The 21,534-nt window shown below is 72.8% G+C and carries 21 protein-coding genes and 1 pseudogene; 12 read left to right on the plus strand and 10 right to left on the minus strand.

Annotation, left to right across the window (positions count from 1 at the left end; genetic code table 11):
- The first annotated feature begins 183 nt into the window (after positions 1-183).
- Positions 184-634 (plus strand): annotated as a pseudogene (locus tag HCJ94_RS05675) (hypothetical protein).
- 78 nt (positions 635-712) lie between these two features.
- Here HCJ94_RS05675 and HCJ94_RS05680 read toward each other — a convergent pair.
- From HCJ94_RS05680 to HCJ94_RS05695, 5 genes are all read right to left on the minus strand, one after another.
- Positions 713-1,054 (minus strand): DUF1416 domain-containing protein, encoded by a 342-nt coding sequence (locus HCJ94_RS05680; RefSeq protein ID WP_167999895.1) that lies wholly within the window; start codon positions 1,052-1,054, stop codon positions 713-715.
- A 1-nt stretch (position 1,055) separates the two neighbouring features.
- Complete coding sequence (locus HCJ94_RS05685) at positions 1,056-1,931, minus strand: sulfurtransferase (protein ID WP_167999896.1); 876 nt, start codon at positions 1,929-1,931, stop codon at positions 1,056-1,058.
- Positions 1,932-2,135: 204 nt separating this feature from the next.
- Positions 2,136-2,213, minus strand: coding sequence for an Ms5788A family Cys-rich leader peptide (locus tag HCJ94_RS31395; RefSeq protein ID WP_311202345.1), 78 nt, complete (start codon positions 2,211-2,213; stop codon positions 2,136-2,138).
- A gap of 81 nt (positions 2,214-2,294) precedes the next feature.
- Positions 2,295-3,080: an LmeA family phospholipid-binding protein gene (locus HCJ94_RS05690; protein ID WP_167999897.1), complete on the minus strand. Its 786-nt coding sequence runs from the start codon at positions 3,078-3,080 to the stop codon at positions 2,295-2,297.
- Positions 3,081-3,158: 78 nt separating this feature from the next.
- Positions 3,159-4,187, minus strand: a complete 1,029-nt coding sequence (locus HCJ94_RS05695; RefSeq protein WP_167999898.1) for a hypothetical protein — start codon at positions 4,185-4,187, stop codon at positions 3,159-3,161.
- A gap of 244 nt (positions 4,188-4,431) precedes the next feature.
- Here HCJ94_RS05695 and HCJ94_RS05700 point away from each other — a divergent pair, with 244 nt between their 5' ends.
- The 8 genes from HCJ94_RS05700 (at position 4,432) to pstB (ending at position 12,729) form a co-directional block, all read left to right on the plus strand.
- The gene (locus HCJ94_RS05700; protein WP_309227158.1) at positions 4,432-5,151 is read left to right on the plus strand and encodes a winged helix-turn-helix transcriptional regulator; all 720 of its coding nucleotides are present in this window, start codon (positions 4,432-4,434) and stop codon (positions 5,149-5,151) included.
- Between the two features lie 135 nt (positions 5,152-5,286).
- On the plus strand, positions 5,287-6,147 hold the full coding sequence (locus HCJ94_RS05705) for a polysaccharide deacetylase family protein (RefSeq protein ID WP_167999900.1): 861 nt from the start codon (positions 5,287-5,289) through the stop codon (positions 6,145-6,147).
- A 122-nt stretch (positions 6,148-6,269) separates the two neighbouring features.
- The gene (gene mshD / locus HCJ94_RS05710) at positions 6,270-7,196 is read left to right on the plus strand and encodes a mycothiol synthase (protein ID WP_167999901.1); all 927 of its coding nucleotides are present in this window, start codon (positions 6,270-6,272) and stop codon (positions 7,194-7,196) included.
- Positions 7,197-7,199: 3 nt separating this feature from the next.
- Positions 7,200-8,309, plus strand: coding sequence for a phosphate ABC transporter substrate-binding protein PstS (pstS, locus tag HCJ94_RS05715; RefSeq protein WP_167999902.1), 1,110 nt, complete (start codon positions 7,200-7,202; stop codon positions 8,307-8,309).
- 295 nt (positions 8,310-8,604) lie between these two features.
- Entirely contained in the window at positions 8,605-9,708 is a 1,104-nt protein-coding gene (gene pstS / locus HCJ94_RS05720) for a phosphate ABC transporter substrate-binding protein PstS (protein WP_167999903.1), read from the plus strand.
- Positions 9,709-9,755: 47 nt separating this feature from the next.
- Positions 9,756-10,847, plus strand: a complete 1,092-nt coding sequence (gene pstC / locus HCJ94_RS05725) for a phosphate ABC transporter permease subunit PstC (RefSeq protein ID WP_167999904.1) — start codon at positions 9,756-9,758, stop codon at positions 10,845-10,847.
- Positions 10,844-11,932: a phosphate ABC transporter permease PstA gene (gene pstA / locus HCJ94_RS05730; RefSeq protein WP_167999905.1), complete on the plus strand. Its 1,089-nt coding sequence runs from the start codon at positions 10,844-10,846 to the stop codon at positions 11,930-11,932. The genes pstC and pstA overlap by 4 nt, the downstream gene beginning before the upstream one ends.
- Before the next feature lie 20 nt (positions 11,933-11,952).
- Positions 11,953-12,729, plus strand: coding sequence for a phosphate ABC transporter ATP-binding protein PstB (gene pstB / locus HCJ94_RS05735; RefSeq protein WP_167999906.1), 777 nt, complete (start codon positions 11,953-11,955; stop codon positions 12,727-12,729).
- 91 nt (positions 12,730-12,820) lie between these two features.
- On the opposite strand, the gene HCJ94_RS05740 is transcribed toward pstB, so the two are convergent.
- Complete coding sequence (locus HCJ94_RS05740) at positions 12,821-13,654, minus strand: NUDIX hydrolase (protein WP_167999907.1); 834 nt, start codon at positions 13,652-13,654, stop codon at positions 12,821-12,823.
- 146 nt (positions 13,655-13,800) lie between these two features.
- Between HCJ94_RS05740 and HCJ94_RS05745 the strand changes: the two genes are divergently transcribed.
- Positions 13,801-14,769 carry a Gfo/Idh/MocA family protein gene (locus HCJ94_RS05745; RefSeq protein WP_167999908.1) on the plus strand — a complete coding sequence of 323 codons (969 nt, stop codon included), beginning with the start codon at positions 13,801-13,803 and terminating at the stop codon, positions 14,767-14,769.
- 50 nt (positions 14,770-14,819) lie between these two features.
- Here the strand turns inward: HCJ94_RS05745 and HCJ94_RS05750 are convergent, their stop codons facing one another.
- From HCJ94_RS05750 to HCJ94_RS05760, 3 genes are all read right to left on the minus strand, one after another.
- Positions 14,820-15,824 (minus strand): inorganic phosphate transporter, encoded by a 1,005-nt coding sequence (locus tag HCJ94_RS05750; RefSeq protein ID WP_167999909.1) that lies wholly within the window; start codon positions 15,822-15,824, stop codon positions 14,820-14,822.
- 4 nt (positions 15,825-15,828) lie between these two features.
- Entirely contained in the window at positions 15,829-16,455 is a 627-nt protein-coding gene (locus HCJ94_RS05755) for a DUF47 domain-containing protein (RefSeq protein WP_155330046.1), read from the minus strand.
- 116 nt (positions 16,456-16,571) lie between these two features.
- The gene (locus tag HCJ94_RS05760; RefSeq protein WP_167999910.1) at positions 16,572-17,555 is read right to left on the minus strand and encodes a PPK2 family polyphosphate kinase; all 984 of its coding nucleotides are present in this window, start codon (positions 17,553-17,555) and stop codon (positions 16,572-16,574) included.
- A gap of 208 nt (positions 17,556-17,763) precedes the next feature.
- Between HCJ94_RS05760 and sigJ the strand changes: the two genes are divergently transcribed.
- Complete coding sequence (gene sigJ, locus HCJ94_RS05765; protein WP_167999911.1) at positions 17,764-18,729, plus strand: RNA polymerase sigma factor SigJ; 966 nt, start codon at positions 17,764-17,766, stop codon at positions 18,727-18,729.
- Between the two features lie 45 nt (positions 18,730-18,774).
- Here the strand turns inward: sigJ and HCJ94_RS05770 are convergent, their stop codons facing one another.
- Positions 18,775-19,281, minus strand: coding sequence for a DUF402 domain-containing protein (locus HCJ94_RS05770; protein ID WP_155330044.1), 507 nt, complete (start codon positions 19,279-19,281; stop codon positions 18,775-18,777).
- A 126-nt stretch (positions 19,282-19,407) separates the two neighbouring features.
- On the opposite strand from HCJ94_RS05770, the gene HCJ94_RS05775 reads away from it, so the two are divergent.
- Positions 19,408-21,519, plus strand: coding sequence for an ATP-dependent DNA helicase (locus tag HCJ94_RS05775; protein WP_167999912.1), 2,112 nt, complete (start codon positions 19,408-19,410; stop codon positions 21,517-21,519).
- Positions 21,520-21,534 lie beyond the last annotated feature (15 nt).

Below are 21,534 nucleotides of genomic sequence, written 5' to 3' on the forward strand. Positions count from 1 at the left end.
AACCGCCCGCTTGCTGACGACACAGGTGGACCGCTTGCTGACGACACAGGTGGACCGCTTGCTGACGACATAGGTGGATCAGCTCCAAAGGGAGCCGAGCGGCGTCACGTCTTACTAGGTGGCGCGCTGCGAGGGCGGGCCGCCGGGCACCTGCGCTCGCGCACGCCCGTCGACAAGGGCCGGATGAGCGTTCGATACGACGAGGTACTCGGCCCGTTGCGTGAGGCGTACGACGCCCGGGCGGCCTGGCGTGACGGGCAGCGCAAGGAGCCGTGGAAGCTGGCGGAGCGGCAGGCGTTCCGGAAGCGGCTGGCGCCGGACGCACGGCTGCTGGAGATCGGCGCCGGCACCGGGCAGGACAGCGCCCGCGGTCCTGGCGGCGGTACGGGCGGTCCTGCGCCCCGGCGGGCTGTTCTTCGTCGGGGTGTACGGCGGCGACGAGAGCGCCGAAGGCCCGATCGACGACGACGCGCACGTGCCGCCACGGTTCTTCTCGTGGCGCACCGACCGGCAGTTGCTCGGCTTCGCCACCGACGCGCGGTTCGACGTCGTGGACTTCCACCCTGTCGACACCGGCCGCGGCTACCGGTTCCAGTCGCTGACGCTGCGCCGCCCGGACCCGGACGCCGACTGAGCCGCTGGTCCTGACGTGCACGACCGCGGCCCGCCACTCCGGCAGGAGCGACGGGCCGCGGTCGATTCAGAGCGTGGGTCAGTTGGCGACCGTGACGGCCACCTCGTTGATGCCCCGGGCGGCGGTCACGGCGGTGTCGCCGTTGCCGTGACGGGAGAGCGCCCGCAGCGTCCACGTGCCGGGAGCGGCGAAGAAGCGGAACTGCCCGGCCGGCGAGGTGACCACCTCGGCGGTGAACTCACCGGTGGAGTCGAGCAGCCGGACGTACGCGCCCGGCACCGATTCGCCCTCGGTGGAGCGGACGACGCCGGTGATGACGGTCTCCTTCTCCAGGTCGAGGCTGGCGGGCAGCGGGGCGGCCTGGTCCGGTGCGGCGCAACCGGCGGCGCTGACAGCGCTTGCTGCGGTGGGTGCGGTCATCTCAGGCCTCCCCGACAGTGCTGTTGGGCCCGGCTTCGCCGGGCGTGTCGCCGAGCGCGACCGGCACACCGACCAGCGAGCCGTACTCGGTCCAGGATCCGTCGTAGTTCTTCACGTTCCGGTGGCCGAGCAGCTCCTGGAGCACGAACCAGGTGTGCGAGGAGCGCTCGCCGATCCGGCAGTACGCGATGGTCTCCTTGCTGTCGTCCAGCCCGGCCTCGGCGTAGATCTTGCGCAGCTCGTCGTCGGACTTGAAGGTGCCGTCCTCGTTGGCCGCCTTCGACCACGGCACGCTGATCGCGGTCGGGACGTGGCCGGCGCGCTGCGCCTGCTCCTGCGGGAGGTGGGCGGGGGCGAGGAGGCGGCCCGCGTACTCGTCGGGGCTGCGGACGTCGACGAGGTTCTTCGTGCCGATGGCGGCGACGACCTCGTCGCGGAAGGCCCGGATGCTGGTGTCCGGCTCCTGGGCCACGTACTGGGTCGCCGGACGGGTCACCGCGTCCTTGACCAGCGGGCGGGCGTCCAGCTCCCACTTCTTGCGGCCGCCGTCGAGCAGCTTGACGTCGCCGTGGCCGTAGAGCTTGAAGTACCAGTACGCGTACGCGGCGAACCAGTTGTTGTTGCCGCCGTAGAGGATGACGGTGTCGTCGTTGGCGATGCCCCGCTCCGAGAGGAGCGCCTCGAACTGGGCCTTGTTGACGAAGTCCCGGCGGACCGGGTCCTGCAGGTCGGTCTTCCAGTCGAGCTTGATCGCGCCGGGCAGGTGGCCGGCGTCGTAGGCCGAGGTGTCCTCGTCGACCTCGACGAAGACGACGCCCGGGGCGTCGAGGTTCTTCTCGGCCCAGTCGGCCGAGACGAGTGCGGTGTCGCGACTCATCAGATCACTCCTTGGTGAAGATGGACGGTGAACCAGCACGAGGCATCGAAAGATGTGAGGATCGCACCACGCGCGGAATCCACCGTATGGACGGATCACGGGTTCGCGCGACGGCGCCGCTGCCGGGCGTGGAAAGAGAGCACGGGAGAAGAAAGAAGCCCCTGCGTGCCGATGGCTGCTAGGCAGCCGAGGACAGCCCCGCCGTCAGATGACGGGGCGACACAGGCAGGTGGCCACGCGGCACAGGTCGACCGCGCGCCGTTTGGTGAGGAGCGTCCCCATGGGCAGGGAGCCTACCAGCGATCCCAGGCGACGCCACCGGCCGGACCAGCATCCGGGACGCGCCGCCCGGACGCCGGCCGGTCAGCTCACCGCGTTGATCGGCACGTTGCTGGCGTCGGCAGTCACCTGGAGCCCCTCGGACAGCGGCCGGACCTCACGGACCCTGAGCTGGAACGGCAGGTCCGGCAGGGGCACGTCGATCGAGATGCTCTGCGCGTAGTTGTTGAGCAGGGTGCGCGCCAGCGGCACGTTGGGCAGCCCCTCGGCGGTGAGGTTGTTGAACCGCAGGGCCACCTTCCCCTGCTCGCTGACCGTGATGTCGGCGGTGCCGGTGACGGTCAGCCGCTGCCCGAGGATGTCCACCGGGGCGGTCACCGCGAGCCGGCCGCCCTGCTCGCCCAGTCGAAGCCCTTCGCGGTCGAGCAGCGCCGCGAGGCTGTCGTAGCTGATGATGCCGGTGCCGTTGACGGTCTCGGCCACCACGTCACCCTGCCCGGACCGGATGGTGTCCAGCGAGGCGGCCACGTCGCGGGCGTCCACGTCGAGGGTCGGCAGCGCCACCGCGTCGCCCTGCACCGAGCCGCGCACCTCGCGCAGCCCGATGGAGATGCGCTCGTACCGGCCGTCGAGCACCTGCGTGAGGAAGGGGAAGCCGCCGATCTCGACCTCCGGCGGGGAGGACTGGGCGTCCTGCTTTGCGATCTCCTGGCGTACCTGGTCGGCGATCGCGCGCTCGGCCACCCCGGCCGCCACGCGGTCGGCCACCACCAGCAGCCCGACCAGGACCAGCAGCAGGACGAGGAGGACGACGAGTGCGCGGCGCCCCCGCCGCCGGGGCCGCTCCTGGTACGCGTACTCCTCGGTCACGCCGCCTCCTGTCGTCCTCGCCGGTGCCGCGCCGCGGCGCCTCGGTGGTACCCGAACGGTCGAATTCTCAATCTCCGGTCAGAGGACCAGCTTGCACATGGCGTACGCGGCCGGAGCGGCGAGGGCGAAGCCGGCGAGCGGGCCCTGCATGTGCCGGGCCACCCACATGGTGGGCTGCTCGCCGGCCATCAGGCGGCCCGCCTCCGCGTACCCGACCGCCAGGTCGGCCAGGACGGCCGCGACGGCCGCGACCAGGCCCATGATCGCGGCCCGGGTCGGGGTGAACGGGGTCACCAGGTAGCTGCCGAGGAGCGCGCTGACGAGGGTGCCGACCATGGCGCCGCCGACCACGCCGGCGGCGCCCCGGGGAACCTGAGGGGCCAGCCGGGGCCAGGCGGCGAACGCGTCGGTGGCCCGGGCGACGGTGAGCGCGACGCCGGCCGCGGTGAGGCAGACCGTCATGGTCTGGGTGCCCGCCGGGATCCGGCTCAGCACGATCAGCGTGCCGAACGCCACGACGCCGGCCACGATCAGCGCGGTGCCCCGGAGCGAGTCGGTGACCCGCACCCGGTCGACCCGGCGGACGAGCTGGCCGAGGACGGCGGCCACCAGACCCACCAGGAGGACCTGGACCAGGGGCATCAGCCGGGCGACGTCGGTCTGCACGGCCAGCGTGTCGGCCGTGACCGCCGCGACGGCGCTGACCGCGGCGACCACCGCCAGCGCGGGCGGCCGCGCCGCCATCGTCCAGGCCAGCACCGAGAGCAGCTGGACGCTGAGGACGACGATCGTGAACGGCAGGCGGTGACCGGGCCCCGAGGTCTGCGCCGCCAGGACCAGACCGGTTCCGAGCAGGGCGGCGAAGCCGGCGACGCTCAGCGCGAGCGGCCGCCGCACCTCGACGGGCGGGGTGACCTCCTCGCCCTTCTCGTCCCCCGGTTCGGCGGGGGGCCGGCGCGCCGGCTCCCCGTCCCGCCGGGCCCGGCGGGGGCCGCCGCGCTCCGCCCGCTCCTCGTCGTCACCGGGCCGTGGCGCGCTCGGCGGGCCGCCCGGGGACTGGTCGGGCCACGGGTCACGGCCGGTGTCCGGCGTGCTGGAGGGAAACACCCACCGATCGTGCCAGACCCGGCCCCGGCCACGGGGGTTGCGGTTTCGGCGAGGTTAAAACCTGTGGCGCGATCAAGGGCACATCGGGCAAACGGGAAATGGCCAGGAGGCCCAGCCGGGGCGATCGGTTACGCTCAAGCCGTTACCCCGCCCGTCAGCGACGCCGGGACCCACGCAAGTTCTCAGCGCCACCCGCGAGGAGTGTGCCGCTGGTCGCGCGCGGCCGAAGGCCGCCGGGACGGAGGTGATCGTGGAGATCCTGCTGCTGGTGACCGCGCGAGCAGGTGAGCCGTCCGCTGTGCTGCCGGCGCTCGACCTGCTGCCGCACTCGGTCCGCACCGCGCCGCGCGACGTCCGCACGCTGGTCGCCGGCCCCAGCCCCGACGCGGTGCTGGTCGACGCCCGTTCCGAGCTGAGCGAGGCCCGGGCCACCTGCCGGATGCTGCACGCCACCGGGCTCGGCGTGCCGCTGGTCGCCGTGGTCACCGAGGCCGGCCTGATCGCCCTCAACTCCGACTGGGGCGTCGACGACGTCATCCTCGCCTCGGCCGGTCCGGCCGAGGTCGAGGCGCGGCTGCGCCTGGCCGTGGGCCGGCTGAGCAGCGCGACCGCCGGCGCCGGTGGCTCGATCCGGGCCGGCGAGCTCACCATCGACCCCGACACGTACGCCGCGAAGCTGAAGGGCCGTCCGCTCGACCTCACCTACAAGGAGTTCGAGCTGCTCAAGTTCCTGGCCCAGCACCCGGGCCGGGTCTTCACCCGGGACCAGCTGCTGCGCGAGGTCTGGGGCTACGACTACTTCGGCGGCACCCGCACGGTGGACGTGCACGTCCGGCGGTTGCGGGCCAAGCTCGGCTCGGAGTACGAGTCGATGATCGGCACGGTCCGCCAGGTGGGTTACAAGTTCGTCGTCCCGCCGTCGCGGTCGCTGCCGGACAGCGAGCACGCGCCACTGCCGGTCTGAGCCCCCGATTGAGCTATTCGCCCCTTTTGGGCGAATAGCTCAATTTATTCTGACTGCCAGGTTCGGACAGTCAGAGGGGGCGACGGTGCGCGCGATAACCACAGGAGCGGCGGTTCGACACAGGTGGGCTGACTGATGCGCGTCTCTCCGACGGTCCGCGCCCTCGGCATCGTGACGCTGGTCCTGACCGCGCTGCTCGGTTCGGCGTACGGGATCGGCCGCAGCCTCGTCCCGGACGGGTTGGGCTCCGGCGTCACCACCAGCGCCACCGGCCCGCACTACGGCGACCAGATGCCCGGGGAGGCCGAGGCCGTCCCGTCCCGGTCGGGTGACGCCCCGAGGCGTACCGGGCCGAAGGAGCCGACCGGCGAGCCGGAGATCGTCGACGGCGTCCACACGTACGGCGCCCGCAGCACGACCGGCACGTCGACGGTCGCGCTGACCTTCGACGACGGGCCCGACCCCACGTACACCCCGCAGGTCCTCGCGATCCTGCGCGAGTTCCACGTCACGGCGACGTTCTGCGTGGTCGGCGAGAACGCGCGCAACCACCCCGAACTGATCCGGGCGATCGTGGCCGACGGCCACACGCTGTGCAACCACACCTGGAACCACGACGTCACGCTCGGCGCCAAGTCGCCGGACCGGATCCGGGCCGACCTGCTCCGGACGACCGAGGCGATCCGGGCGGCGGTGCCGGACGCGCCGGTCGCCTACTACCGGCAGCCCGGCGGCGCCTGGACGTACCCCGTGGTCAAGGTGGCACGGGAACTCGGCATGATTCCGCTGCACTGGACGGTCGACCCGTCCGACTGGCGCGCGCCCGGCGCGGGCCGCATCGCTTCGACGGTGACCACCGGCGTGGAGCCGGGTGCGGTCGTGCTGCTGCACGACGCCGGCGGCGACCGGCAGGGCACGGTGGACGCGCTGTACCGGATCCTGCCGGATCTCACCAGCCGGTTCCAGGTGGAGGCCCTGCCGCCCGAAACGACGTGACGGCGACGTCCACGACGGTCGGCGGTGGCGCCGGCCGGGAACCGCCGGGCAGGCGGGCGCGCCGGCGGCGGAGGCCGTGCGGTCCGCCGGAGCCGGCCTGGGGAACGGGCTACGGTGACCCGGTGAGCAGCCCCGAACCCACCAGTGACCGGGTGTACCGGACCGACCGACTCGACCCGACGGAGATCGCCGACGTGCTGGCCCTCGCCCGCGCCGCCGGGGACGCCGACGGCGCCGGCCCACTCGACGAGCACGTCCTGCTCCGGCTCCGGGACCCGCGGGCAGCGGCCGTGCACCTCACCGCCCGCGCCGACGACGGCACCCTGACCGGGTACGCGCACCTGGACACCACCGACCCGGCGGCGGGCACCGGCGTGGAGATGGTGGTCCATCCCGCCCGCCGCCGGCGTGGCACCGGACGCGCCCTGGCCCGCGGCGTGCTGGCGGCGGCGACCGGGCCGCTGCGCGCCTGGGCGCACGGCGACCACCCCTCGGCCGCGGCCCTCGCGGTGGACCTGGCCTTCACGCGGGCCCGGGTGCTGTGGCAACTGCGCCGGCCGCTCACCGCCCCGGTTCCCGAGCCGCGCCTGCCCGACGGGGTGGCGCTGCGCGCGTACCGGCCGGGCACCGACGACGACGCCTGGCTGGCGCTCAACGCGCGAGCCTTCGCCGACCACCCCGAGCAGGGCCGCTGGACCGCCGCCGACCTGCGGGTACGCCTCGACGAGCCGTGGTTCGACCCGGCCGGCTTCCTGCTCGCCGTCGCCGAGTCGACGGGTGAGCTGCTCGGCTTCCACTGGACGAAGGTCCACGAGCGGCCCGGCTCCGCCCCGATCGGCGAGGTGTACGTGCTCGGCGTCGACCCGGGCGCCCACGGCGGCGGGCTCGGCAAGGCGCTGACCGCGGCCGGCCTCGCGTACCTGCGGGACCGGCGCGGCCTGGACCGGGTGATGCTCTACGTCGACGAGTCCAACACCGCGGCGGTGGCCCTGTACGAGCGGCTCGGCTTCGCCCGCTGGTCCGCGCACGTCAACTACCACCTGGGCTGACCCGTGGGCGGCCGGCGGACGAGTGGCTCGCGGTGCCGTCCGTTCGCCGACCGCCGGCCCCGGTGGCGGCCGGCCCTGGCCGGGTTGTGCCTGGCACTGCTGGTCGCCGGGTGCGCGCCCGCCCCGCCGTACGGCCCGGTGCCCGAGGAGTTCTGCGCCTCCGGCACCCTGGACGCCCAGGGCTCCTCCGCCCAGCGCAACGCCATGGACCAGTGGATCCGCGCGTACCAGCGGTCGTGTCCCGGCTCGACCATCAACTACGAGCCCTCCGGCTCGGGCGCGGGCATCAAGGCGCTGGTCGCCGGCATGGCGGACTTCGCCGGCAGCGAGTCGCTGCTCGAGCCGAAGGAGCAGGTGCAGGCCGACGCGCAGTGCTCGGGCGGTCGGGCGGTCACCCTGCCGATGGTGATCGGCCCGGTGGCGGTCGCCTACCGGGTCGGCGGCCTCCCCGAGCTGCGGCTGAGCCCGGCGCTCCTCGCCCGGATCTTCGCGGGCGAGATCGAGCGATGGGACGATCCGGCGATCCGGGCGGACAACCCGGGTGTGCAGCTGCCCCCTACCCCGGTCCACGCGGTCCACCGGGCGGACGAGTCCGGCACCACCGAGACGTTCACCACCTTCCTCTCCGAGGCGGCCCCGGCGGAGTGGACGCTCGGCTCCGACCGGAAGTGGCCGGCGTCGGGCGGCATCGGCACCGAGGGATCGGAGCGGCTGGCCGAGACGGTTCGGGACACCGACGGCGCGATCGGCTACCTGGAGCTGTCGTACGCCCGGACGCAGGGCCTGGCGGTGGCGCGGATCCGCAACGCGTCCGGTGGGTTCGTTGCCCCGTCGGCCGAGGCCGCCGTGAAGGCCGTCCCCGAGCCGACGGGCGACCTGCGCGTCGACGTCCACAGCGGGACGCGGGCCGACGGGGCGTACCCGATCGTGCTGGTGACGTACGAGTTTGTCTGCGACCGCGGGCTCGCCGCCGACGAGGTGCCGCTGGTCCGGGGGTTCCTGGGGTGGGCGGCCAGCGCGGAGGGCCAGCGGCTCCTCACCGAGCTGGGCTACGCGCCGCTGCCGGAGGCGCTGCGCCGGCGGGTGGCCGCCGAGGTCGCCCGCATCTCGTGACCCGGGCCGCCACTCCGCATCACCGCCGGATAACGGCCGCGACTCGACGCGGTAACGGCCTACCGGAAAAATGCTCATACTTCCGACAGGGGCAGCCGAGTTCACTTAACGGACAACTCGCCCTCAGCGAGCGGACACCACGAGGGGCGCACGTGTTCACCTTCCGTTCACTTGTGACCGGCGATCCGGTCACCTGGCGCTCCTAGCTTTTGGACCAGGCCGGTCAGCGTGCCGGCTCCCCCGGCCCCCAACCCGGGGCCGCCAAGCCAGTCAGACGTGAAGGGAAACCCCTCAGGTGAAGCTCCAGCGGCACGGCACTCTCGCCTGCCTCGCTCTTACCGCGACGCTCGCTCTCAGTGCATGCGGCTCGGACAACAACGAGCCTGCCAACCCGTCGGCCTCCGGGTCGTCCGCCGCGGCCGACTGCGCCACCGGCACGCTGAACGCCCAGGGCTCCTCGGCCCAGAAGAACGCCATGGCCGAGTGGATCAAGGCGTACCAGCAGAAGTGCCAGGGTGTCACGATCAACTACGAGCCCTCGGGCTCCGGCGCCGGCATCGAAGCCTTCATCGCCGGCACCGCCGACTTCGCCGGCTCGGACTCCGCCCTCAAGGAGGACCAGCAGCCGAAGGCGGACGCGCGCTGCGCCACCGGCAAGGCCATCAACCTGCCGATGGTGATCGGCCCGGTCGCCGTCGCCTACAACCTGAACGGCGTGGAGAACCTCCAGCTGAAGCCGGCCACCCTGGCCAAGATCTTCGCTGGCAAGATCACCAAGTGGGACGACGCGGCGATCAAGGCGGACAACCCGGACGCCAAGCTGCCGGCCACCACCATCCAGACCGTGCACCGGTCGGACTCGTCCGGCACCACCGACAACTTCACCGACTTCCTCGCCAAGACCTCCGAAGCCGACTGGACCTTCGGTAAGGCCAAGGAGTGGAAGGCCCCGGGCGGCACCGGCGCCAAGGGCTCGGACGGCGTGGCCAGCGCGGTCAAGCAGGCCGACGGCGCCATCGGCTACATGGAGTGGTCGTTCGCCGAGAACGCCGACCTGGGCATCGCCAAGATCGGTAACGGCGCCGGCGAGTTCGCCGAGTTGACCGCCGAGGCGGCCGGCAAGACGATCGCCGGTGCCGAGGTCACGGGCCAGGGCAACGACCTCAAGATGAAGATCGACTACAACACCAAGGAGGCCGGGGCCTACCCGATCGTCCTGGTGACGTACGAGATCGTCTGCGAGAAGGGCACCGCCGCCGACAAGCTCAACCTGGTCAAGGGCTTCCTCGGCCACGCGGCCAGCACCGAGGGCCAGGCGGAGCTGACCGAGCTCGGCTACGCCCCGCTGCCGGAGACCGTCCGCACCAAGGTCGAGACCGCGGTCAAGAGCCTCTCCTGACCGGATCCTGAACCACGCCATATTCCTCAATCGGAGCGAGCGAGCTGATGGGTGACTACCCTTCCCGCTCGGCCAACGCCGGCACCGGCGGGACCCCCGTGACCGAAGGTCGCGAGTGGCCCGCCGGTGCCTCGGCGCGTGTGGCCGAGAACTCCTTCCACACCAGCGGCCCGAGCGGGAGCGGGCTGGGCGGCGGCGGTGCGTTGCCGCGCGCCCGCAGGTTCGGCGCGGAGCGGGCCTTCCGCGGCCTCACCATGGCCGCCGGGACCGCCGTCCTGGTCGTCATCGCGGCGATCGCGATCTTCCTGGTCGCCAAGGCGGTGCCGGCGCTTCGGGCGAACACCGAGAACTTCTGGTCGTTCGAGGGCTGGTTCCCCAACGATGCCGAGCCGAAGTTCGGTATCGGCGCGCTCGCCTTCGGCACCGTGCTCAGCTCCGCACTCGCACTACTGGTCGCGGTGCCGATCGCCCTGGGCATCGCGCTCTACCTGTCGCACTACGCACCGCGCCGGCTCGGGACGACGCTCGGCTTCCTGATCGACCTGCTGGCGGCCGTGCCCAGCGTCGTCTTCGGGCTCTGGGGGCGTGAGGTGTTCATCAACCCGGTCCGCGACTTCTCGGTCTGGCTGAACGAGTACTTCAGCTGGCTCCCGCTCTTCGGGGGCGACGGGCCCTTCGGACGGTCGATCCTGCTCGGCGCCCTGGTCCTGGCGATCATGGTGCTGCCGATCATCACCTCGCTCTCCCGTGAGGTGTTCCTCCAGACGCCGACCGCCAACGAGGAGGCCGCGCTCGCGCTCGGCGCGACCCGGTGGGAGATGATCCGCACGGCGGTCCTCCCGTACGGCCGTCCCGGCATCATCGCCGCGGTGATGCTCGGCCTGGGCCGGGCGCTGGGCGAGACGATCGCGCTGGCGCTGACCCTCGGCATCACCTTCGGCATCTCGTTCAACCTGATCGAGAACGGCGGCAACACGATCGCCGCCAACATCGCCAACGCGTTCGGCGAGGCGAACGAGACGGGTCGGGGCGCGCTGATCGCCTCCGGTCTGGTCCTCTTCGCCATCACGCTGATCGTCAACATCACGGCGCGGGCGATCATCTACCGCCGCCGGGAGTTCACGGAGTCGGCCGCATGACCACCACCGTCACCTCGCACCGCACGCGCCCGCCGGCCCAGCCGCCGACGCTGCGGGCCCGCCGGCTGCCGAAGTACGTGGCACCGGCCATCGCGCTCGCCGCGCTGCTGGTCGCCGCGGCGATCGTGTACGGCGCCGGCATCGGCGGCCCGGTCCTGGTCGTGGTGATCGGGGCGCTGCTCTACCTGGGCGCGCTGTACGTCGCGGCGAACGTTGTGGAGGGCCGCCGGTCGGCCCGCAACCGCACCTGGAGCGCCCTGATCCACTCGGCGTTCGTGCTGGCCGTCCTGCCGCTGGCCTCGGTGGTCTGGACGCTGGTCAGCAAGGGTCTGGAGCGGTTCGACGCCAACTTCTTCCTCACCTCGATGAACAACATCGGGGCCCGGGACCCGGAGGGCGGCGCGTACCACGCCATCGTCGGCACCCTGCTCCAGGTCGGTATCGCGGCGCTGATCACGGTCCCGCTCGGCATCCTCTGCGCGATCTACGTGGTCGAGTACGGCCGGGGCAAGTTCGCCTTCGCCATCCGGTTCTTCGTCGACGTCATGACCGGCATCCCGTCGATCGTCGCCGGCCTGTTCATCCTGGCGTTCTGGGTGCTGATCGTCTCGCCGTACTTCAACGACGGGCGGCCGGGATTCTCCGGCTTCGCCGCGGCGTTGGCACTGAGCGTGCTGATGCTCCCGACCGTGGTCCGTTCCACGGAGGAGATGCTGCGCCTGGTCCCCGCGCCGCTGCGCGAGGGCGCGTACGCGTTGGGCGTACCGAAGTGGAAGACCATCCTGCGGATCGTTTTGCCCACCGCCCTGCCGGGCATCGTCACCGGTGTGATGCTCGCCATCGCCCGCGCGGCCGGCGAGACGGCCCCGGTGCTGCTCGTCGCCGGCGGCGGCGCGGCGATCAACTTCAACCCGTTCGAGAACAACCAGTCGTCGCTGGCCCTCTTCGTCTACCAGCAGGCCGGTGACGCGTCCCGGTACGCGCCCGCGCGGGCCTGGACCGCGGCACTCACCCTGGTCGCCCTCGTGCTGATCCTGACGATCGCGGCGAAGCTGCTGGCCCGTCGCAACCGGCTCGGCCGATGAATTCCGGAGGTACCACCACCATGGCCAAGCGCATCGAAGCCTCGAACGTCACCGCCTACTACGGCGGCTTCAAGGCCATCGAGAACATCAACCTGACCGTCGAGCCGAAGACCGTGACCGCCCTGATCGGGCCGTCCGGCTGCGGCAAGTCCACCTTCCTGCGGTCCATCAACCGGATGCACGAGGTGCTCCCCGGCGCCCGGGTCGAGGGCAGCCTGACCATCGACGGCCAGGACATCTACGACCGCGACGTGGACGTCACCGCGGTCCGCCGCATGATCGGCATGGTCTTCCAGCGCCCCAACCCGTTCCCGACGATGAGCATCTACGAGAACGTGGTGGCCGGTCTGCGCCTCAACGGCGTGCGCCGCAAGTCGATCCTGGACGAGGCGGCCGAGAAGGCGCTCCGCTCGGCGAACCTGTGGGACGAGGTGAAGGACCGGCTCGGCAAGCCCGGCGCCGGCCTCTCCGGCGGTCAGCAGCAGCGGCTCTGCATCGCCCGCACCATCGCGGTCGAGCCGCAGGTGGTCCTGATGGACGAGCCCTGCTCCGCGCTCGACCCGATCTCGACGCTGGCCATCGAGGACCTGATGTTCCAGCTCAAGGACAAGTTCACGATCATCATCGTCACGCACAACATGCAGCAGGCCGCGCGTGTGTCGGACCGGACCGCCTTCTTCTCCATCGAGAAGACCGGCGACCCGGGCCGCCTCATCGAGTACGACAACACGCAGAAGATCTTCAGCAACCCGAGCGTGAAGAAGACCGAGGACTACATCACGGGCCGCTTCGGCTGAGCCGCGTGCCCGGTCACCGGGACCCCGCGCAGATTCACGAAAGAGTGGCCGTTCCCGCGGGAATGGCCACTCTTTCGCTGTGCGAGGGCGCTCAGCCGAGGACGAAGCGGGCTTCGCCGTCGGGGCGGAGGTCGAGGTGGGGGGCGACCGGGGTGGCCGGGTCGCGGGTCGCCGAGGCCGCCGCGACAGCGTCCAGGTCCCCGCACGCCGCGACCTGGCCGAGGGTGACCAGCGTGGGCGGGAGCATCGTCAGCTCGCCGGCCCCGGCCCGGGCGCCGGCGTCCGCCGGGCGGATCCACAGCGTCCGGTCGGCCTCGCCGGAGACGTCCCGGGTCCGCTGTCCCGCCGGCAGCAGGGCGACAAAGAAGTACGTGTCGAAGCGGCGCGGCTCGAACTCGGGCGTGATCCACCGGCTCCACGGCAGCAGCAGGTCGGACCGGAGGGTGAGGCCACGGTCGGCGAGCAGGTCCGCGAAGCCCACGTCACGCCGTTCCAGGGCGACCCGGGCCGCCTCCCAGTCGTCCCCGCTCACGTCGCCCACCACCGTGCCGGCGTCCGGGCCGGCGAGCAGGACGCCCGCCTCCTCGAACACCTCGCGGGCGGCGGCGCACACCACCGCCTGCGCGGCCTCCGGAGCCAGGCCGAGCCGGACGCCCCACTCCGCCGGGGTGGGGCCCGCCCAGCCCACGTGGGCCGCCGAGTCCGACGGGTCGACCCCGCCGCCGGGGAAGGCGTACATGCCGCCGAAGGCCATCGCGGCGACCCGGCGGATCAGGTACACCTCGAAGCCGGGCGTGGCCGGCCGGAGCAGCAGCACCGTGGCCGCCACCCTGGGCACCGCCGGGGTGCCGCCCTCCGCGTGGAACCGGCGGGCGTGCTCCACGAGCGCCGGCGGTGCGGGGAAGCCGTCGGGGTCGATCGTCATGCGGCGAGCCTAGGGCATGCCCCGGAAGCGCCCACCGGCCTGCACCGGGCCCGCTCGGCTCGACCGGCCTCGCGGGAGCACACCGCGGTTCCCGGCTGCCGGAACGGGCGCCGGCCACCCTGGGCTCCTTCGCTAGCGTGGCCGCCATGACTCGATGGGGCATCCTCGCCACCGGCCACATCGCCGGGCGCTTCGCCGAAGACCTCCGGCTGGTGCCGGACGCCGAACTGGTCGCTGTCGGTTCACGGACCGCCGAGAGCGCGGAGCGGTTCGCGCGGCGGCACGGCGCACCCCGGGCGTACGCCTCCTGGTCGGAGCTGGCGGCGGACCCCGATCTGGACGTGATCTACGTGGCCACGCCCCACGCCGCCCACCACGAGGCCGCCCTGACCTGCCTGCGGGCCGGGCGGGCGGTGCTGCTGGAGAAGCCGTTCACCCTCGACCTGGCCACCAGCCGCGAGCTGGTGGAGACGGCGCGCGGGGCCGCCGTCTTCCTGATGGAGGCCATGTGGATGCGCACCAACCCGCTCATCCGGCGGGTGTGCGAACTGGTCGCCGACGGGGCGATCGGCACGGTCACGAGCGTGCGGGCCGACTTCGGGGCGGGCGGGCCGTTCCCGCCCGAGCACCGGATGCGGGCCCGCGCCCTCGGTGGCGGCGCGCTGCTCGACCTGGGGGTGTACCCGGTCAGCCTGGCCCACCTCCTGCTCGGGGTGCCCGACCACGTCCACGCGTGGGCGAAGATCAGCCCGGAGGGCGTGGACGAGAACACCGGGATCGTCCTCGGGTACGACTCGGGCGCGGTCGCCACCCTCAGCTGCGGCATGGTCGGCGCGACGCCGCTGACCGCCTCGATCACCGGTACGGAGGGCCGGATCGACCTGCCGGAGCCGTTCTACCGTCCCGGGTCGGTGACCCTGCACCGGGCCGGCGCCGAGCCGGAGACGATCGGCGCGGAGCTGGTGGGCAACGGCTACCAGGACGAGGCGGCCGAGGTGCAGCGCTGCCTCGCCGAGGGCCTGCTGGAGAGCCCGCTGGTCCCGCACTCGGCGACCCTGGAGATCATGGCCCTGCTGGACGGCATCCGCGCCCGGATCGGCGTCGAGTACGTGTGAACGGGAGGGGCCCCCGGTCGATCGACCGGGGGCCCCTCCCGTCGGCCGGCTCAGCTGAAGAGCGGGCGGGCCAGGAAGTACATCAGGGCGCCGATGGAGCCGGCGGCGGGGAAGGTCAGGACCCACGCGCCGATGATGTTGCCCGCGACGCCCCACCGGACGGCGGAGAGCCGCTTGGTGGCACCCACACCCATGATCGCCGAGGTGATCGTGTGGGTGGTGGAGATCGGTGCGCCGAGCACCAGCGCGTTGAAGTACAGCACCGAGCTGGCCACGGTCTCCGCGGCGAAGCCCTCCGGCGGGCGCAGGTCGATGATCTTCCGACCCAGCGTCCGGATGATCCGCCAGCCACCGGCGTACGTGCCGGCGGCGAGGACGGCGGCCGAGGTCCAGAATGCCCACTCCGGGATGAAGGTGGCGTCGTCCTGGTAGCCGCCGACGTAGAGCGCGAGCACCACGATGCCGATGGTCTTCGCGGCGTCCTGCATGCCGTGGCCGACCGACATGGCGGCGGCCGAGGCGGTCTGCGCCCAGCGGAAGCCCCGGTTGAGCTTGCCCGGGTGCCCCTTCCGGAAGATCCACTGCACGGCGATCATCACGATGTAGCCGAGCAGGAAGCCGACCATCGGCGACAGGATCATCGGGATGATGACGCTCTCGCCGATGCCGGTCCACAGCACCGTGCCGGACGCGGCGATGGTCGAGCCGACCAGGCCGCCGATCAGGGCGTGGGACGAGGACGACGGCAGGCCGAAGTACCAGGTGATGATGTTCCAGACGATGGCGCCGATGACACCGGCGAAGACGATGCCGAGGCTGGCCTGGCCGGTCGGTAGCTTGACCAGGCCGCTGCCGACGGTCTTGGCCACCTCGGCGCCGAAGTGGGCGCCGATGAAGTTGCCGACCGCCGCCATGGCCAGGGCCACCCGGGGTGTCAGCGCCCGGGTCGAGATGCTGGTCGCGATCGCGTTGGCGGCGTCGTGGAAGCCGTTCGTGTAGTCGAACAGCAGGGCCACCGCGATCACCGCCAGCACGGCGATGAGTTCGGGACTCACAGGATCAGGACTCCTTGACCGCGATGGTCTCGACGGTGTTGGCCACGTGCTCGAAGGCGTCGCAGGCGGCCTCCAGCTCGTCGGCGACCTCCTTCATCTTCAGCACGGTCAGTGCGTCGTACTCGCCGGAGAAGAGGCGGACCAGCAGCATCCGGTACGCCTGGTCGCCGTCGTTCTCGAGCCGGTTGCACTCGATCCAGTAGTCCTCGAGGGCCTTCATGGTCTTCAGCCGGGGCATCGCCTCGGCGGTCAGCTTCGCCTGCTGGTCCAGGACGTTGACCAGCTCGTGCATCTCCCGCGGCAGCGAGGGGAGCTTGGTCAGGCCGTAGAGGTAGAGCAGGTTGCCGACCGCCTCCAGGTGGTCCATCACGTCGTCCAGCTGCGAGCCCAGCCGGTAGATGTCCTCGCGGTCGAACGGCGTGATGAAGGTGGAGTTGATCTTCTTGAACAGCTCGTGGGTGATCTGGTCGCTGTCGTGCTCGACCTCGGTCAGCCGCTCGCTCACCGACTGCACCTCGACGCCCGGCAGGGCCAGCTCGTTGAGCAGCTCGGTGCCCCGCACCAGGTTGTGCGCGGCCCTGGTGAAGAGCTCGTAGAAGGCGCCCTCGTTCGGGCGGAAGGAAAACTTCACAGCACGGACCTCGTCGTGTCGGTGGAAGGGTGGCGGCCGCCCCGGGGCGCCCGCCAGGGAATGCTAGGTGCCCCCAGATCCAGGAATTCGCCGGCCCACCACTGGCCAGGTGGCATTTACTGCTCGTTCACCTTCCGTTCACCTTCATTGGTTTCCTCAAACCCCAACAGCCGCTCCCGTTCCCGTCGGACGTCGAAATCGGCAGCCGGATACCCGAGAGCGAGAGTGTCGAACGTCTCCCGCAACAGGTGCGCGACCGCCCAGTCCCGGTACCACTTGCGGTCCGCGGGCACCACATACCAGGGCGCCGCGTCCGTGCCGCAGCGGCTCAGCGCCTCCGCGTACGCGGCCTGGTAGTCGTCCCAGCGGGTCCGGGCGTCGATGTCGGAAGGGTCGTACTTCCAGTGCTTGCGGGGGTCGTCCAGGCGTTCCAGCAGCCGCCGGCCCTGTTCGGCGTACGAGATGTGCAGGAGCACCTTGACCAGGGCCACCCCGGCGTCGACCAACTCCCGCTCGAAGGCGTTGATCTCGTCGTACCGGGCCTGCCAGGTCGCCTCGGGCACCAGGGACTCGACCCGGGCGACCAGCACGTCCTCGTAGTGCGACCGGTTGAAGACACCCACGTACCCGGGCGGCGGCAGCGCGCGCCGGATGCGCCACAGGAAGTCGTGCCGCAACTCCTCGGGGGTGGGCGGGCCGAACGACCGGATGTGGAGGCCGAGCGGGTTCATCGCGCCGGCCACCCGCTTCACCGTGCCGTCCTTGCCACCACAGTCCATCGCCTGGAGCACGAGCAGCACCCGGGGCGCCCCCACCGCCCCGGCGCTCGTGCCCGCCACGGCCTCCGTGCCACCCGCCGCCCCGGCCCGGGCCTTCGCGGTGGCGAAGAGCATCTCCTGCTGGCGGGCCAGGTCGTCACCGAGCAGCCGGACCTGCGTGCGGGCCCAGCCCTTGCGGTCCTCGCCCGTCACGTCCCGCCCCGGCAACCCCGGCGTCGACCGCGGGTCGACCGCGCCCAGGCCACCCGGGCCGCCCCGCAGCAACTCCCGCATCGGCCCGCCCCCGGGCCGCACCACCGAGGCCGCGTCGCTCCCAGTCATCCCCGGATCATCACCCAGCCCGCCCGAGACCGCTCGGCGAGCGCACCGCACGCGCCGATCATGGAGTTGTGGTGGGCGGAAAGCCCTCATTCACGGCCTTTGTCAGGCACCACAGCTCCATGATCGGCGGTAACTCTCGTCACGTTCGGCACCGTTGGGGTGTCCTGTGGGCGGGAGAATTGACGTCCGCGGAGAGGGAGGCGGACGCGTGACGGATCTGGTGACCGAGTTCGAGGCCGAGCGGGGACGGCTGACCGCGGTCGCGTACCGGATGCTCGGCAGCCGCAGCGAGGCCGAGGACGCCGTGCAGGAGACCTGGCTGCGGTACGCCGCCGCCCTCGCCGACCCGGCGGCCCGCGCCGAGATCCGCCAGCTCGGCGCCTGGCTGACCACCACCTGCGCGCGGATCTGCCTCGACGTGCTGCGCTCCGCCCGGGTACGCCGGGAGACGTACCCCGGTCCGTGGCTGCCGGAGCCGGTGGTGACGCCGGTCGACGCGGCGCCTCCCGGTGAGGGCTTCGCCCCCGACCCGGCCGAGCGGGCGGTCCGCACCGACCAGGTCGGCACCGCCCTGCTGGTCGTGCTGGAACGGCTCAGCCCGGAGCAGCGGGTCGCCTTCGTGCTGCACGACGTCTTCGCCGTTCCGTTCGCCCGGGTCGCGGAGGTGCTCGGCACCACCGACGCCGCCGCCCGGCAGTTGGCGTCCCGGGCCCGCCGGGCCGTCAACGCACCCGAGGCGCCCCGGCAGACCGCGGACGCGGCCGAGCAGCGCCGGGTGGTCGAGGCGTTCGTCACCGCCGCCGAATCCGGAGAGCTGGACGCGCTGCTGAAGGTCCTCGCGCCGGACGTGGTGCTGATCGGCGACGGCGGCGGCCACTTCCCCGCCGGCCGCAGGCCCGTGTACGGCGCCGACAAGGTGGGCCGCTTCATCCTGGGCCTGTTCGGCCACGCCGGCCGTTACGGCGCCGCCCTGCGGGCCCGTCCCGTGCTGGTCGACGGTGTGCTCGGGATCCAGATGGAGACGGTCTTCCGGGACGGGCGGCCGCTGCGGATCGTCAGCGCCCTCGCGGTGGAGAACGGCCGGGTCACCGGTGTCTTCAACCAGCTCAACCCGGAGAAGCTGCGCGACCTGGCGCCGCTCGGGCCCGAGGACACCTGGCCGCCGCGCTGGTGACGCCGCCGCCGGCCGGCACGGTCCCGGCGTGCCGACCCCGCCGGCTCACACCACCAGGGCGAGCCACTTCCGGTACGACGTGGCGAACGGCTCGGTGCCGTCGCCGAGCGCGCCGAACAGCCAGCGGGCCGCCGCCTGCGCCTCGACGACCACCTCGTCCGGGTAGCCGAACCGCTCGCGGTGCTCGGCGAACTCGTCCTCGTCCCGCAACTCGACCAGGCCGGTGCCGCGCCGGCGCACCACGTCGAGGTCGAGGTCGATCAGATGGACGGTGTCGTCGTCCTCCCAGCGGGCGGGGCTGGCGATGTCGCAGTAGACCTCGCTGGTGCGCGGCGGCGGGTTGAACATGCCCGTCCACCAGGCGTGGTGGGGCACCAGGAGCACGAACGGGATCTGCTCGACGGAGGGCCGGCCGTGGTAGACCGAGGGGGTGCCGGCCGTCACCCCGAGCCAGACGCCGAGGTCGTCCTCGGTCAGCCGTCGGGCCGGGTAGTCGCGGTGAGCGCTGCCGTCGTACTTGCGGTAGATCACACGGACCACGTCGCTCGGCATGACTGGCACCCTAGCCGATTCGACTCAACGGACGCGGGAGGGAAGTAACCGGACGCGGCCGTACCGTGACGACGCCACGCCGCCCGGCGGCCGACGCCTGTCGGCGCCGACGGGTACCGTCGCACGGTGACCCCGCCCCGCACCGCCACCGGTTCCGCCAGCCCCTCGTCCCGTTCGGGTGGCCGGCGGTCGGGCGGCCGGGGGACGGCCGCGGAGCTGCTGGCGGCGGCGGTCGGCGCGGTGCCGGGCGGCGCCGCGCGCCCCGGTCAGCAGGAGATGGCCGCCGCGATCGAGACCGCCGTGGCGGCCCGCGAGCACCTCCTGGTGCAGGCCGGCACCGGCACCGGCAAGTCCCTGGCGTACCTGGCGCCCGCGCTCACGGTCGACGGCCCGGTGGTCGTCTCCACCGCGACCCTGGCCCTCCAGTCCCAACTCGTCGACCACGACCTGCCCCGGCTGGCCGACGCGGTCGAGCCGCTGCTGGGCCGGCGGCCCACCTTCGCGGTGCTGAAGGGGCGCCACCACTACCTCTGCCTGGCCCGCCTGGACAGCTCCACCGAGGAGGATCCCGGCGACACGCTCTTCGACGCTCCCCGGCCCGCCGGGGGCACGAAGTGGCTCGGCGAGGCGGGCCGGCTCGGCAAGCAGATCCAGCGGCTGCGCGACTGGGCCGAGAAGACCGACACGGGCGACCGCGACGAGCTGGATCCGGGCGTCGACGACCAGGCCTGGCGGCTGGTGTCGATGCCCGCGCGGGAGTGTGTGGGCGCGGCCCGCTGTCCGTTCGGCGCCGAGTGCTTCGCCGAGGCGTCCCGGGCCCGCGCCCGCGAGGCCGACGTCGTGGTGACCAACCACAGCCTGCTCGCGGTGGACATGCTGGCCGGGCGGCAGATCGTGCCGCCGCACAAGCTGCTCGTCGTGGACGAGGCACACGAGCTGGCCGACCGGGTCTCGTCCGCCGCCCAGGCGGAGCTGGTGCCCGAGCTGATCGACCGGTCCGCCCGGCGGGCGCGGCCGCTGCTGCGCCCGGAGACCGCCGACGCGCTCACCGCCGCGGGCGACGCGCTGGCGGTCGGGCTGGCCGAGGCGCCGGCCGGGCGGCTCACCGCCGGGCTGCCGGGCCCGCTGCGGGAGGCCTGCACGCTGCTCGACGCCGCCACCCGGGCCGCGCTCGACGCGATCGGGGACGTCAAGGCCGACGACCCGGACCCGGTCCGCAAGCAGCAGGCCAAGGCGGTGCTCGACGAGCTCTCGACCACGGCGCAGCGGATGCTGGAGGAGGCCGACCACGACGTGGCGTGGGTGGAGAAGAACGACGCCACCGGGCGGCGGGCGCTGGTGGTCGCCCCGCTCTCCGTGGCCGGCACCCTCGCCACCCACCTGTACGAGGAACGCACCGTCGTCGCCACCTCCGCGACCCTGACCCTGGGTGGGCGCTTCGACACGGTGGCCCGGGCACTCGGCCTGGACGTCCCCGACACCCCGCTCTCACCGGCCGCCGCCGCCCTCGCCGTCGCCGCCCGTGGGGGACGCGCCGCCGAGCCGGCCGCCCCGCCCACCTCCGGGCCCGGCTGGCGGTCGCTCGACGTGGGCTCCCCGTTCGACTACGCCCGCCAGGGCATCCTGTACGTCGCGGCGCACCTGCCCCGGCCCAGCGCCTCCGGCCTGCCCGACGCCGCCGGCGAGGAGCTGCTGGGGCTGGTCGAGGCGCTCGGTGGGCGTACCCTCGGGCTCTTCTCCTCCCGACGGGCCGCGCAGCAGGCGGCGGAGCTGCTCCGCGCGCGCACCGACCTGCCGGTGCTGCTCCAGGGCGAGGAGGCGCTGCCGCTGCTGGTCCGCCGCTTCCGGGAGGAGCGGGAGAGCTGCCTGTTCGGGGTGATGTCGCTCTGGCAGGGGGTGGACGTGCCGGGCGACTCCTGCCAACTGGTGGTCATCGACCGGCTGCCCTTCCCCCGGCCGGACGAGCCGCTCGCCGCCGCCCGCGCCGCGGCCGTGGACGCGACCGGCGGGTCGGGGTTCGCGGCGGTGAGCGTGCCGATCGCCGCCGTCCGGCTCGCGCAGGGGGTCGGCCGGCTCATCCGGGCCACCACCGACCGGGGCGTGGTCGCGGTGCTCGACTCCCGGTTGGAGACCGCCCGGGGGTACGGCCCGTTCCTGCGCCGGTCCCTGCCCCCGTTCTGGTACACGACCCGCCCCGACGTGGCCCGCGGCGCCCTGGAACGCCTCGCGAAGTCCTGACCCCGCGCCGCCCGC

Origin of the sequence: Micromonospora thermarum, assembly GCF_012034245.1 — a bacterium.
Lineage (GTDB): Bacteria > Actinomycetota > Actinomycetes > Mycobacteriales > Micromonosporaceae > Micromonospora > Micromonospora thermarum.

Excerpts from the sequence above, each read along its gene's own strand:
- HCJ94_RS05745 (WP_167999908.1), top strand. The coding sequence starts at position 13,801 with ATGACTCGATGGGGCATCCTCGCCACCGGCCACATCGCCGGGCGCTTC.
- pstC (WP_167999904.1), top strand. The coding sequence starts at position 9,756 with ATGGGTGACTACCCTTCCCGCTCGGCCAACGCCGGCACCGGCGGGACC.
- HCJ94_RS05705 (WP_167999900.1), top strand. The coding sequence starts at position 5,287 with ATGCGCGTCTCTCCGACGGTCCGCGCCCTCGGCATCGTGACGCTGGTC.
- HCJ94_RS05770 (WP_155330044.1), bottom strand. The coding sequence starts at position 19,281 with ATGCCGAGCGACGTGGTCCGTGTGATCTACCGCAAGTACGACGGCAGC.
- HCJ94_RS31395 (WP_311202345.1), bottom strand. The coding sequence starts at position 2,213 with ATGGGGACGCTCCTCACCAAACGGCGCGCGGTCGACCTGTGCCGCGTG.
- HCJ94_RS05685 (WP_167999896.1), bottom strand. The coding sequence starts at position 1,931 with ATGAGTCGCGACACCGCACTCGTCTCGGCCGACTGGGCCGAGAAGAAC.
- HCJ94_RS05760 (WP_167999910.1), bottom strand. The coding sequence starts at position 17,555 with ATGACTGGGAGCGACGCGGCCTCGGTGGTGCGGCCCGGGGGCGGGCCG.
- pstA (WP_167999905.1), top strand. The coding sequence starts at position 10,844 with ATGACCACCACCGTCACCTCGCACCGCACGCGCCCGCCGGCCCAGCCG.
- HCJ94_RS05680 (WP_167999895.1), bottom strand. The coding sequence starts at position 1,054 with ATGACCGCACCCACCGCAGCAAGCGCTGTCAGCGCCGCCGGTTGCGCC.
- HCJ94_RS05740 (WP_167999907.1), bottom strand. The coding sequence starts at position 13,654 with ATGACGATCGACCCCGACGGCTTCCCCGCACCGCCGGCGCTCGTGGAG.
- pstB (WP_167999906.1), top strand. The coding sequence starts at position 11,953 with ATGGCCAAGCGCATCGAAGCCTCGAACGTCACCGCCTACTACGGCGGC.